The following is a 13,908-nucleotide window of genomic DNA, read 5'->3' as shown; positions in this document are numbered from 1 at the left end:
GCATTCAATGGGGTATTACATCAATTTATTCCGTTATTGAAAATAATATATCGTATTCACTCTCCTTTATGAGTATTTAATAACGGTTAAATTTTATTTTATATCACCCAATACCTATTTTCTCATTTAAGCGGGTACCATTTTTATCTTTATTCCTTTTGTTCCATAAAATCAGAATAAAAACGGGAATCAACGCTACTTTTTAATTCTATGAAATCACTAATGTAATCACAAAAAGGTTGATTTGCCAGCAATTTAGAGACAAATTATATACACAAAGTCGCATACATAATAGTAATATTAAATTCAATTATGATAACATAGGCGCCATTTAAAATTAACATGATAAATGACTCAATAGTATGGATTATGATATCGCAATTGTAGGTCTTGGACCTGCAGGCAGTACCTTAGCACGTTTACTTAGCCCATCATTTAAAATTATTGCATTCGATAAAAAGCATCAATCTGGCGATGCAGGTTTTCATAAGCCTTGTGGTGGATTATTAGCGAATGATGCACAAAAATCATTTATTCGGCAAAAGCTTAATTTGCCTACTGATATTTTATCGGATCCTCAAATTTTTAGTGTTAAAACTTACGATTTACAAACTAACCTTGTTCGTAATTATCAACGCACCTATGTTAGCTTTAATCGACATAAATTTGACTTATGGTTAAAATCACTTATCCCATCATCTGTTGAAGTGCATCACAATGCATTATGTAAAGAAGTGATGCGTATTATAGAAGGTTATCAAATTACTTATCTTGATGAAAATAATATAGAGCATAAAATCACTACTCGTTATGTTGTTGGTGCAGATGGCGCAAATTCACTCGTCAGACGAATGCGCTATCCTTCCCATTCAATAAGGCAATATGTTGCCATACAACAATGGTTTGCAGAAAAGCATCCTCATCCCTTTTATTCTTGTATTTTTGATAATCAATCAACCAATTGTTATGCTTGGAGCATTTCAAAAGATGGTTCATTCATTTTTGGTGGCGCATTTCCCAAAAAAACAGCCAATAAACATTTTGAAAGTCTGAAAGAAAAATTAACTCAGCAAGGATTTATTTTCGGGGAACCCCATAAGACCGAAAAATGCTTAGTGATTTATCCAAACCGATTTCGTGATTTTTATACTGGAAACGAAAATATTTTTTTAATTGGTGAAGCGGCAGGATTTATTAGTGCCAGTTCTTTAGAAGGAATTAGCTATGCACTTGATAGCGCCGAGATTTTAAGCAAAATTTTAAATAGCGCTCATCCCGATCCAAATAAACGATACTATTTTAAAACATTGCCGTTACGATTAAAGCTATACAGTAAAATAGTCAAAGCCAAAATATTAACTACCCCTTTCTGGCGTAAATTAATCATGAAAAGTAAAATTCAGCATATAAATATGGAATAAATTATATTAGACTGCCTACTGTTAATTAAATAATAAATTAGTTTAATAATATCGATGAAATAGATTAGGAAATAATTATTATGTTTGACGTCAACGATTTAATTCGTTTTAATCACGAATGGTCAGAAAAGATTGAACAGGAAGATCCTGAATTTTTTAAACAACTTGCAGTTAAACAAAACCCTAAATTTTTATGGATCGGCTGTTCGGATAGCCGTGTTCCAGCAGAAAAACTGATCAAACTCAAACCGGGAGAGATGTTTGTCCATAGAAATGTCGGCAATCAAGTAATTCACACGGATCTTAACTGTTTATCGGTCGTGCAATATGCTGTTGATGTGCTAAAAATTGAAGATATTATTGTTTGCGGTCATTTGGACTGTGGGGGTATTCGAGCTGCGGTCGAAAATCCAGATCTTGGTTTAATCAATAATTGGTTGTTACATATTCGTGACCTATGGTTCCGAAATAGTTCACTAATTGGTAAATTTTCGCCTGAACTTCGCATGGATATATTATGCGAATTAAATGTTATTGAACAAGTTTATAATTTAGGGCATTCAACCATTATACAGTCAGCTTGGTTACGCGGTCAAAAAGTCAATTTGCATGGTTGGGTGTATGGTATTGGTAACGGTAAGATTACCGATTTGCATATTACTTCATCAAGTAGCGAAAATCTTGAAATTAATTATCGGGAAGCGATTTCTTATCTTTTAAATTTACACAAAGAACAATAATTATTGGCTCATATTTATTTGAAGCGGTAAATAATTTGATTACTGCTTCCTCGCCATAATAACTTTGGATCGGCCTGTTCTTGAACAAATTTACCATCAATTAAGACATCAATATAAGGGATAACAGCCTGTTGTTCGGGCGTTAACTCATCAAGTTTATAGCCTGTCCAAAGCCAGATATCTTTATTATCACATTCTGTTTTTACACGTTTGACCAATTTTAAAATTGTAGGCACATTTTGAGGGTGCAAAGGATCACCGCCAGAAAGCGATAATCCTTGACGTTTTATTTCTGTATCTTGTAAATCTTTGATGATTTGGTCTTCTACTGACTGTGTAAATGGTAAACCCGAATCTAATGACCATGTACTTTTATTGTAGCAGCCACGACATTGATGAACGCAGCCTGCAACAAAAAGCGTACATCGAGTACCTTCACCATTTACAACATCAACAGGATAGTAACGATGATAGTTCATAAATAGGTAATAATTTTTTAACCAATTTGCCCATTATCCAAATGTTTAACACGACGTTTAACTTCTTCTTGTTTACCTGCATTAAATGGACGTGCATCGGGACTACCTAAATACCCACAAACACGGCGAGTTACCGAGACTTTGGCAGAATCATGATTACCACAACTTGGACAAACAAACCCTTTACTGGTACATGAAAATTCACCGGTATAACCACATTCATAACATTCATCAATTGGCGTATTAGTACCATAGTAAGGTACTCGAGAATAACTATAATCCCAAACATCTTCTAACGCTTTAACATTGTTAATCATATTTGGATATTCACCGTAACAGATAAACCCACCATTTGCCACCGCAGGATACGCTTTTTCAAACTCAATCTTTTCGTACGGATTGACCTTTTTCTCAACGTCTAAATGAAAACTATTAGTATAGTATCCTTTATCTGTTACTCCCGGTATAACACCAAATTCAGCTGTATCAAGACGGCAGAAGCGATCACATAAGTTTTCACTTGGTGTACTGTATAGACTAAATCCATAACCGGTTTCCTCTTTCCATTGTTCAACCGCTTTACGTAAATGTTCAACAATAGCTACGCCTTTTTCTCGTAAAATTTCGCTATCAAAAGGATGTGTTTGATTACCGTATAATGCATTTAATGTTTCATGAAGCCCAATATAACCAAGCGAAATTGAAGCTCGACCATTTTTGAAAATTTCAGACACACTATCGTCTTCTTTTAGCCTTACGCCACATGCCCCTTCCATATATAAAATTGGTGCAACACGTGCTTTAACGCCATCCAGACGGGCAATACGTGTCATCAGGGCTTTTTTGCAAAGCGTTAAACGTTTATCTAAAAGTTCCCAAAAGCTTGCTTCATTACCTTTTGCTTCAATGGCAATACGTGGCAAGTTTAAACTAATCACACCTAAATTATTACGACCGTCATGAAGTTGTTCACCGTCTTCTTCATAAACACCTAAAAAGCTTCGACATCCCATAGGTGTTTTGAATGAACCAGTCACTTCAACAACTTTATCGTAGTTTAAAATATCAGGGTACATACGTTTACTTGCACACTCTAATGCAAGTTGTTTAATATCGTAATTTTTGTCATCAGGCTGACGATTAATACCATCTTTAATAGCAAAAACAAGTTTAGGGAAAACTGCGGTTTTGTGATTTTTACCTAAACCTTTAATACGCACTTTTAATATGGATTCTTGAATTAAACGTGATTCCCAACTGGTACCTAAACCAAAACCAAAAGTTACAAATGGTGTTTGACCATTAGCAGTGTGTAAGGTATTAACTTCGTATTCAAGCGATTGAAACGCATCATAACACTCTTTTTGCGTTCGACTTTCTGCATAGGCTTCAGGATTAGGAATATCCCATTCTTCAGCAATCTGTTTATGTTTCTGATAACTAATGGTTACAAATTTTGCTAATATTTCATCAATGCGATTGATTGTTGTTCCACCGTAGATATGACTTGCGACTTGAGCAATTATTTGTGCGGTAACCGCAGTTGCAGTTGCAATAGATTTTGGCGGTTCGATTTCGGCGTTACCCATTTTAAAACCATTGGTTAACATTCCATCTAAATCAATTAACATGCAGTTAAACATTGGAAAGAAAGGCGCATAATCTAAGTCATGATAATGGATTTCTCCAACATCATGAGCACGAGAAACATCTTTTGGTAACAAATACTGTTTAGCATAATGCTTTGCCACAATCCCTGCCAGTAGATCACGCTGAGTTGGAATCACTTTACTATCTTTATTGGCATTTTCATTCAAAATAGCCACATTACTTTGTTCGATTAACCCACGAATATCTTGATTTAAACGACTACGCTCTTCACGGGCACGATCACGGTCGTGGCGGTATTCGATATAAGTTCTCGCTAATTTTTTATAAGGACCTGACATTAATTGATTTTCAACGGCATTTTGGATTTCATTGATATCAACGCTTTCACGTTCGCTCATCTGATTGGTAACAATACGAGCAACGTCAGCACAATAATCTGGATCATTAACATTCGCTGCAACAGCAGCTTTGACTATAGCATCTTTAATGCGAATCTCATTGAACGCAGTTTGGCAACCATCACGTTTGATAACTACAGGCATATATACTCCTCAATATTCATTAATAATTAGCGCTTGGGCAAAGTTTAGTGCACATATTAATATTCATTGTAATTATTAAGAATTATTCGTTTCTTATAAGAATATTAAGTGCTTTTGAGCTAGACAGAGATTTTCACACAGCTTAAATAATACTATATATAGTAGATATATTGAGATTATACACCATATATTGTGCTTTTCTAGATATTTTACGAAATTAAATTACTTGACAAGCTTTAAGCCAAGCACGATAAGTCTTTTGATATGTAAAGCCTAAAGATAAGAAAGATTGTTTTGCAAAGAAACATCAAGCACAAAGAAAAAGTGCAAGACTCACTTGCACTTTATTTTTTAAACAGTAGTGAGTTTTTATATTCTATGACTCATTGTTCAACCAATCAGTGTGGAAAACACCTTCTTTGTCGATACGCTTATAAGTATGAGCACCAAAATAATCACGTTGTGCTTGAATGAGATTAGCCGGTAATACCGCTGAACGATAGCTATCATAATATGCAATAGCGGCAGATAATGTCGGTACAGCAATACCTTGTTGTATAGCTAAAGACACAACATCACGCAGTGATTGTTGGTAAGCTTCGACGGTTTGCGTGAAGTATGGAGCGAGTAATAAATTATCAATTTCGTTATCCGCCGCGTAAGCATCAGTAATTTTCTGTAAGAACTGAGCCCGAATAATACAACCTGCCCTAAAGATTTTCGCAATTTCACCATAATTCAAGTTCCATTGATATTGATGGGAGGCAGCTTTTAATTGAGCAAAGCCTTGAGCATAAGAGATAATTTTACCCATATAAAGTGCTTTACGGATTTTTTCAATTAACGCTTGTTTATCACCCGAGTAAGCAGCCTGTTTCGGACCACTTAAAACTTTAGATGCCACAACACGTTGCTCTTTAATTGCTGAAAGGTAGCGTGCAAATACTGACTCTGTAATTAATGATAAGGGTTCACCTAAATCTAAAGCACTTTGGCTTGTCCATTTACCCGTTCCTTTATTACCTGCTGCATCAAGAATCACATCCACTAAATAATTACCGTCTTTATCTTTATGTTTAAAGATATCGGCCGTAATTTCGATGAGATAACTATCTAATTCACCTTTATTCCATTCAGTAAAAACTTGAGCAAGCTCGTCATTATTTAGACCTGCTGCGTGTTTTAATAAAGAATAACTTTCAGCAATTAATTGCATATCGCCATATTCAATACCGTTATGAGCCATTTTGACGTAATGACCAGCCCCATTTGGCCCTATATAGGTGACACAAGGCTCACCATTAACTTTAGCAGCAATTTTTTCTAAGATTGGAGCAACTAATTCGTACGCTTCTTTTTGTCCACCAGGCATAATTGAAGGACCTTTTAGAGCACCTTCTTCACCACCTGAAACACCGGCACCAATAAAGTTAAATCCTTCTTCAGAAAGTGTTTTATTACGGCGAATCGTATCTTCAAAATAAGCATTACCACCATCAATGATTATATCGCCTTTATCAAGTAAAGGACGTAATTCATCAATCACCGCATCAGTTCCTTTACCTGCTTGAACCATGATTAATATACGACGCGGCTTTTCCAAAGCATTGACAAAATCTTCAATCGTAAAGTAAGGAACCAATTGTTTATCGGAATGCTCAGCGACAACTTGTTCTGTTTTATCTTTAGAACGGTTGTAAATAGCAACAGAAAACCCACGACTTTCAATATTGAGCGCAAGGTTACGCCCCATGACCGCCATTCCAATAACACCGATTTGTTGTTTAGACATGATTTGGCTCCTTTATTTAATCTTATACAACCTTTTTAATAAGGTTTTTAACAACATCCAAAACTTTAAATAAGTTTTATAAAATAAAATTATGCTATATTTGCCACAAAAAATGCCGTATCAGCATAGAATACGGCATTTTTATAACTTTACTGGTTTAACATCTCTACCATAAAAATCACGAGCGTTTCATCATTTCAAAAAACTCGTCATTCGTTTTCGTCATGGCAAGTTTATCAATTAAAAACTCCATTGCATCGATTTCACCCATAGGGTTAAGAATCTTGCGTAAGATCCACATTTTTTGTAGTTCATCTGGTGAAGTCATTAAATCTTCTTTACGCGTACCTGAACGGTTAAAATCAATAGCTGGGAATACACGACGCTCAGCAATTTTACGAGATAAATGCACTTCCATATTACCCGTACCTTTAAACTCTTCGTAAATCACTTCGTCCATTTTTGACCCCGTGTCAATCAACGCAGTGGCAATAATCGTTAAACTACCACCTTCTTCGACATTACGAGCAGCACCAAAAAAGCGTTTTGGACGATGTAACGCATTAGCATCGACACCACCGGTTAATACTTTACCTGATGACGGAACCACTGTGTTATAAGCTCGAGCTAAACGCGTAATAGAGTCTAACAAAATAATGACATCTTTTTTATGTTCAACTAAGCGTTTTGCTCGTTCAATAACCATTTCAGCAACTTGAACATGTCTTGCTGCTGGTTCGTCAAAGGTTGATGCTACCACTTCACCCTTAACTAAACGTTGCATTTCGGTAACTTCTTCTGGACGTTCATCAATCATCAATACGACCAGTTCACACTCAGGATGATTGACCGCTAAGCTTTGAGCAATATTTTGCAACAACATTGTTTTACCCGCTTTCGGCGGAGCAACGATTAAACCACGTTGACCTTTACCAATTGGTGAAGCTAAATCAAGTACTCTGGCGGTGATATCTTCAGTTGATCCATTCCCACGTTCCATACGTAAACGAGAATTAGGATGAAGTGGAGTTAAGTTTTCGAAAAGAATTTTATTGCGGGCATCTTCAGGCTTGTCATGATTGACTTCATTCACTTTTAACAAAGCAAAATAACGCTCGCCTTCCTTAGGGGGTCTGATTTTACCTGCAATGGTATCACCAGTTCTTAAATTGAATCGTCTAATTTGACTTGGTGAGACATATATATCATCAGGTCCAGCTAAATAAGAGCTATCAGCTGAGCGCAAAAATCCGAATCCATCTTGCAAAATTTCAAGTACACCATCACCAAAAATATCTTCACCGCTTTTGGCGTGTTGTTTAAGGATTGCAAAGATAATGTCTTGTTTTCTAAGTCGGGCAAGGTTTTCAAGCCCCATTTTTTTTTCACCAAGCGTTACCAGCTCGGAAACAGATGTGTTTTTTAATTCAGTTAAATTCATAATTTTAAAAATTCTTGAGGATAAAATTGATATGTTTGCAATTAATGTTATTTTTGTTTATTCATTTCATTTACTTATAAATAATCCCTTCTCCGACAATACGTAAATCCAATCAGTTATGAAGCTTTTAATGATAATTTAATATTTGCTGAATGCAGAATTTTCACCACTTTATCAAGAAAAACAATGAATTGTAGAAAGGAATCTTCGTAAGAAGTTAGCAATTTACACTAAAAACAGTAATATGTCTATAATAAATTGAGTTTGTTTTTATAAATTTGTAAAAATTAGTATAAAAAGTCAATCAAAAAAGAGTAATACTCAATTTAATTACTCTTTTTGATTAATATACTGAATCTGATACTTAAAAAAAGTAAAGCAACTTTAAAGTTGTTCATCAATAAAACTCTTAAGTTGAGCTTTAGACAAGACACCCACTTGAGTTGCAACAACTTCCCCATTTTTAAAAATCAATAAAGTTGGAATACCTCTAATTCCAAATTTAGGTGCAATATTCGGGTTTTCTTGCACATCTAATTTTGCAATCACAATTTTATCACTATATTCTTGGGCGACTTCTTCTAAAATTGGGGCTAACATTTTACAAGGCCCACACCATTCAGCCCAAAAATCAACCAAAACGGGTTTTGTTGCTTCTTTGATAGTCTTATCAAAAGTCGTTTCAGAAAGAGAAACAATATTATTGCTCATTTATTATCTCCACAAATAGAATTATATGGTTTTATATTAGGATATTTTTATTTCCTTAGCCAGTAATTATTCTAATAGAGCATAATTATTAGTGATGCCATTGCGTTTAGTATGTTATAATCTAACTATTCCGATAATTAATTTTAAAATCACAATGATTCAATCTTATCTTACCAAAACAACATTTAATCAATTTCCACTTCATCCATTAGTGATAAAAGCACTTGAAAAAAAAGGTTTTGTTTATTGTACGCCAATTCAAGAACAAGCTTTACCTTTCACAACAAAAGGAATTGATATCGCTGGTCAAGGACAAACAGGCACTGGCAAAACAATGGCGTTTTTGGCATCAACATTTAATTATTTGTTGAATCATCAACCTTTACCCGACCATAAAGTTAATCAACCAAGAGCTATCATTATTGCTCCTACGCGTGAATTAGTTGTGCAAATTTACCATGATGCAGAATTATTAGCGAAAGAAACCGGCCTTAAATTAGGATTAGCTTACGGTGGTGATGGATATGATAAACAATTAAAGATGTTATCCGCAGGTGTAGATATTTTAATTGCCACAACAGGGCGTTTGATTGATTATGCTAAACAAAAATATATTAATTTAGAATCAATCCAAGTTGTAGTTTTAGATGAAGCAGATCGAATGTTTGATTTAGGTTTTATTCGAGATGTACGTTGGATATTTAAACACATGACACCGCCAGAAAAACGCTTAACCATGTTATTTTCTGCAACGTTAACGCATAATGTACGCGAACTTGCATTTGAGCATATGAACAATCCTCAATATGTTGAAGTAGAACCAGAACAAAAAATTGGTCACCGCATTAAAGAAGAATTATTTTTTCCATCAAATGAAGATAAATTAGCTTTATTACAGACACTTATCGAAGAAGAATGGCCAGACCGTTGTATCATTTTTGCAAATACTAAAGTCGCTTGTGAGAAAATTTGGCGTCATTTAGTTGCTGATGGTCACCGAGTAGGATTATTAACGGGTGATATTGCTCAGAAGAAACGTTTATCAATTTTAGAACAATTCACACGAGGTGATATTGATATTCTGGTTGCAACAGATGTTGCAGCACGTGGATTACATATTCCGAATGTAACACACGTATTTAATTATGATCTTCCTGATGATTGTGATGATTATCGCCACCGAATCGGTCGTACTGGGCGTGCAGGAGCAGATGGTAACTCTATTTCGCTTGCATGTGAGCGTTATTCCCAGAATTTACCTGCCATTGAAAAAGCAATCGATCATGCTATTCCAGTTAGTCAATATGATCCTTCAGCACTATTGACTGACTTACCTACACCCAAAGCATTTAGACGACCTCCTCGTAAAAGATCATCTTCTCAATAAATAGATAGATAGTTTTAAAATATTATTGTTATCTAAAAATGAGTTTACATACTAAAGTTACTCATTTTTAGATAGCAAATAACCTATTTTCTTTCATAGAGTTAATGGTCTTTAATCTCTATCATTTAAACAGCATATGGAGTTTGAGCCATATTTTCTAAAAAATATTTGTAGGCAAGCTCAATTTCATTTTTGGTTGTTTTTGATAATGAAGCCACATGGCATCTTTGCAATGAGCTATATAATATAAAGAGAATATTGATCGATATCTCTTCTTTTTTATTTTTGATCTTATGATATGCTTCTAAATGTCCTATTTTTTGAAATGTATCTACATCTTTAATTCCAACACTAAATAACAATCGTTCAAGTGATAATGTCATGTTGGGTAGCTCTTTGATTCGCTTCGTTTTTATCTCATTTTTTTCTAATTGTTCTTGTTTGGCGTGTTCTATTACCATGTTAGCAATCGAATGTAATTTAGGGAGATCATCTAGCCATTCATCATTAACTTTATAATAATCAAGCAATTTAGTTGATATCCCTGAAGATAAAGTTAAAGGTTCCATTCCCTGTTTAATAAAAAAAGAACGATAAGATGCATGCCCTCTTAAATAAAAATCGTTAGGCCCGATCCAACCAAACATTGTCGTACCACTGTTAATACTAAATCCACCAAAAAAAGTTTTAGTTGAAATATCATCTAATGTAGAAAATTTATTTAATATTTTTTTTGCAAATGTTGAACTCATATTTTATTTCCATGTTTTAATTATTATATTAAATTACTAAAATAACTAACTTTACAATTAAAACTATCGTATTTTTTTAAATACTCCAACTATTTTTACGAGCAATTCATAATTATGCGATCTACCTTCCATAAATCGTATTACTTATTGAAATAGATATTTTTATTATTAAAAAAAACACGTTTTAAAATATTGTGTTAACACTTATTTGATAGGTTATAAATAAAGAAAAATAGCTTAGAGATTGTTATTATGTTTTAATAATTATACAATCTTTACTAGTTCATATTAATAATATTCATTTTGCTTTGATCTACTATCATGATAAAAAAAATTTTGGGTCCTTTTCTTCTATTTTTTACATTGACGGCACATGCAGGTAAACAACCTTTAATTGAGTCGTTTATTCTTTGCGATCCTAATTTTTTTACCGCTGTTTATAATAATAAAAATGAAATACAAAAATTCACTAATGTTCAAACTATCGATGAAAAATTAGCTTACATTCCTGTCTCTAGTAGATTTGACTCCACCAAAAACTTTATCTATTTTTCAACACCTATTATTTATAAAAACTTAACAATTAAAGGGTATTATGATAGTGCCATGGATTTAGGTAAAATTGGGAAATATTATTTTTGGGGATTTATTATTGATAATGATATTAACAAAATCAAAAATACACTGAGTACGTTAAATTGGAAAATTATGGAAGATAACCAACTTTACATTGCTAACCCTAAAATTCGTAATATTAACGAAGACATTCAAGTTTGGCACGATAATAGAGGAACAGTAGTCGGTGTAAAAACCATTCCTGCACCTAACACTGCTGAAAAATTATTATTACTTGAAAAAAATGCAAACTTAACTTTACTTATGTGTTCTATCCAAGGTGCAGTGAGCTCAGAATTATTGAAACATGAACGCCCAGATATTCAGTAAATATTTTTTAAATAGCTGATTCATCCATTTCACCCGTTCGAATACGTATTACCTGTTCAACGTTATACACAAAAATCTTACCGTCCCCAATTTTTCCTGTCTGTGCGGTTTTCATAATTGTTTCAATACACATTTCCAAAATATCATCAGGAACTATCAGTTCAATTTTTACTTTGGGTAAAAAATCCACCATATATTCAGCACCACGATAAAGCTCGGTATGTCCTTTTTGGCGACCAAAACCTTTAACTTCGGTCACCGTCATACCTGTAATACCTTGATCAGCAAGCGCCTCTCGAATGTCATCTAATTTAAAGGGTTTGATAATCGCTTCAATTTTTTTCATCTCTATTTGCCTTTTATTCGATATTACCAATTCTTAAATCCAAAAGCAGAAGTAATCGGATAGCGTCTGCCTTTACCAAAGTTACGTGCCGTAATTTTAGGCCCTACTGCTGATTGGCGTCGTTTATATTCATTAATATCAACTAATTTTATGACTCGTCTTACTGTTGATTCATCATAGCCTTGCTCAACCAGTTCTGCAACGGAAAGATCCTGCTCAACATAGCCTTTTAAAATACCATCTAAAATATCATAAGGAGGTAAACTATCTTCATCTTTCTGATCTGGTGCAAGTTCGGCAGAAGGCGGACGCGTAATGACGCGTTCTGGAATAACATAAGATCGTGTATTTCGATATTTGGATAATGCAAAAACCAAGGTTTTAGGAACATCTTTAAGTACATCAAATCCGCCTGCCATATCCCCATAAAGAGTGGCATAACCGACCGACATTTCACTTTTATTACCCGTTGTTAACACCAGTCTGCGACGTTTATTAGACAGTGCCATTAAAATGACACCCCGACAACGGGCTTGTAAATTCTCTTCAGTGGTATCTTTTTGTGTACCTGCAAACATTGGACTTAAAGACGACATAAATGCATCAAACATTGGTTCTATTGATACAATATCAAATTCTACGCCTAAAATTTCGGCTTCTTCTTTAGCATCAGCGATACTGATATCAGCAGTATATCGAAACGGCATCATTACCGCTTGTACTTTATCTTTACCTAACGCATCAACCGCAATGGCGAGTGTTAAAGCAGAATCAATCCCTCCTGAAAGCCCTAATACTGCACCTTGAAAACCATTTTTCGTAATATAATCACGTGTCGCAAGCACTAACGCATCATAAACAGAAGCTAAATCATGATCCTGACGAATTTCCAATGCTGGATGATCGAGTCCAAATTCAAAATGAGTAATTTGTTCTTCAAAATGATTAAGTTGACAAACAATCTCGCCTTTTTCATTGCAAACAAACGAACCGCCGTCAAAGATCAACTCATCTTGCCCTCCAATTTGATTAACATAAACAATCGGTAGTTGTGTTCGTGTAGCATGATCTTGGATCAATGCTTGACGATTTTTCTGTTTTTGATAATCATAAGGAGAAGCATTTATTGTGATCACCAAATCAACTTTTTGTTCACTAAGCTGATCGATAGGATCATTTTGCCAAAGATCTTCGCAAATTAATAACCCTAATTTTTTTCCTTTAAAATTTACAGTACCATTTTGATTACCGGCTGTAAAATAACGCTTTTCATCAAAGACATCATAGTTTGGCAACAGCTGCTTATGATAACAAGCCAACTGTTTCCCTTCCGAAAAAAATGAAAGTGAATTATAGATTTCTCCATTTTGCCAGGATGGATGACCGACTATAACAGCACACTGCTTGCTTACCTCTTGAATAGACAATAACGCTTTTTGGCAACGAGCTTTAAAATCGGAGCGGAAAATAAGATCCTCTGGTGGATAACCACATAAAGCCAGTTCAGAGAATATAATCAGGTCGTGGCATGAATGGCGCTTGATCAGTTCGATAATCTGCTCAGTATTGCCTTCTATATCACCCACACGCCAATTTTTTTGTGCTAAAACAATAGATATAGCCATATAAAATTTAATTTCATAAAACAAAATTGCCGATAAGTTTAAATGATTCTATGTTGCACTGCCACATTTTTATCGCTAACATGCAACATTAACTCGACTTGAACTTGTTTGGAAAT

The 13,908-nt window shown here is 34.4% G+C and carries 12 protein-coding genes; 4 read left to right on the top strand and 8 right to left on the bottom strand.

What is annotated here, in order from left to right:
- Positions 1-362 precede the first annotated feature (362 nt).
- Both GYM75_RS01485 and can read left to right on the top strand, forming a co-directional pair.
- On the top strand, positions 363-1,421 hold the full coding sequence (locus tag GYM75_RS01485) for an FAD-binding protein (protein WP_220216422.1): 1,059 nt from the start codon (positions 363-365) through the stop codon (positions 1,419-1,421).
- 80 nt (positions 1,422-1,501) lie between these two features.
- Entirely contained in the window at positions 1,502-2,161 is a 660-nt protein-coding gene (gene can, locus GYM75_RS01480; RefSeq protein WP_220216421.1) for a carbonate dehydratase, read from the top strand.
- 14 nt (positions 2,162-2,175) lie between these two features.
- Here can and nrdG read toward each other — a convergent pair whose 3' ends face one another.
- From nrdG to trxA, 5 genes are all read right to left on the bottom strand, one after another.
- Positions 2,176-2,640 (bottom strand): anaerobic ribonucleoside-triphosphate reductase-activating protein, encoded by a 465-nt coding sequence (nrdG, locus tag GYM75_RS01475; RefSeq protein ID WP_220216420.1) that lies wholly within the window; start codon positions 2,638-2,640, stop codon positions 2,176-2,178.
- 17 nt (positions 2,641-2,657) lie between these two features.
- On the bottom strand, positions 2,658-4,793 hold the full coding sequence (nrdD, locus tag GYM75_RS01470; protein WP_220216419.1) for an anaerobic ribonucleoside-triphosphate reductase: 2,136 nt from the start codon (positions 4,791-4,793) through the stop codon (positions 2,658-2,660).
- A 376-nt stretch (positions 4,794-5,169) separates the two neighbouring features.
- Positions 5,170-6,585, bottom strand: a complete 1,416-nt coding sequence (gene gndA / locus GYM75_RS01465) for an NADP-dependent phosphogluconate dehydrogenase (RefSeq protein ID WP_220216418.1) — start codon at positions 6,583-6,585, stop codon at positions 5,170-5,172.
- A gap of 178 nt (positions 6,586-6,763) precedes the next feature.
- Complete coding sequence (rho, locus tag GYM75_RS01460) at positions 6,764-8,026, bottom strand: transcription termination factor Rho (protein ID WP_065555809.1); 1,263 nt, start codon at positions 8,024-8,026, stop codon at positions 6,764-6,766.
- Positions 8,027-8,410: 384 nt separating this feature from the next.
- Positions 8,411-8,737 carry a thioredoxin TrxA gene (gene trxA, locus GYM75_RS01455; RefSeq protein WP_220216417.1) on the bottom strand — a complete coding sequence of 109 codons (327 nt, stop codon included), beginning with the start codon at positions 8,735-8,737 and terminating at the stop codon, positions 8,411-8,413.
- Positions 8,738-8,891: 154 nt separating this feature from the next.
- Here trxA and rhlB point away from each other — a divergent pair, with 154 nt between their 5' ends.
- Positions 8,892-10,124, top strand: a complete 1,233-nt coding sequence (gene rhlB, locus GYM75_RS01450) for an ATP-dependent RNA helicase RhlB (protein ID WP_220217266.1) — start codon at positions 8,892-8,894, stop codon at positions 10,122-10,124.
- 125 nt (positions 10,125-10,249) lie between these two features.
- On the opposite strand, the gene GYM75_RS01445 is transcribed toward rhlB, so the two are convergent.
- A complete protein-coding gene (locus tag GYM75_RS01445; RefSeq protein ID WP_220216416.1) occupies positions 10,250-10,876 on the bottom strand; it encodes a TfoX/Sxy family DNA transformation protein in 627 nt (208 codons plus the stop codon).
- A 321-nt stretch (positions 10,877-11,197) separates the two neighbouring features.
- Here GYM75_RS01445 and GYM75_RS01440 point away from each other — a divergent pair, with 321 nt between their 5' ends.
- Positions 11,198-11,821, top strand: a complete 624-nt coding sequence (locus tag GYM75_RS01440; protein ID WP_220216415.1) for a hypothetical protein — start codon at positions 11,198-11,200, stop codon at positions 11,819-11,821.
- Between the two features lie 7 nt (positions 11,822-11,828).
- Here the strand turns inward: GYM75_RS01440 and glnB are convergent, their stop codons facing one another.
- Both glnB and GYM75_RS01430 read right to left on the bottom strand, forming a co-directional pair.
- Complete coding sequence (glnB, locus tag GYM75_RS01435; protein ID WP_065586186.1) at positions 11,829-12,167, bottom strand: nitrogen regulatory protein P-II; 339 nt, start codon at positions 12,165-12,167, stop codon at positions 11,829-11,831.
- Between the two features lie 23 nt (positions 12,168-12,190).
- Positions 12,191-13,792 carry an NAD+ synthase gene (locus GYM75_RS01430; protein WP_220216414.1) on the bottom strand — a complete coding sequence of 534 codons (1,602 nt, stop codon included), beginning with the start codon at positions 13,790-13,792 and terminating at the stop codon, positions 12,191-12,193.
- Positions 13,793-13,908: the final 116 nt, after the last annotated feature.

Source organism: Gilliamella sp. ESL0441 (assembly GCF_019469185.1).
Lineage (GTDB): Bacteria > Pseudomonadota > Gammaproteobacteria > Enterobacterales > Orbaceae > Gilliamella.
The sequence above is the reverse complement of the archived record's forward strand: the minus strand, read 5'-3'. Positions and strand labels throughout refer to the sequence as shown.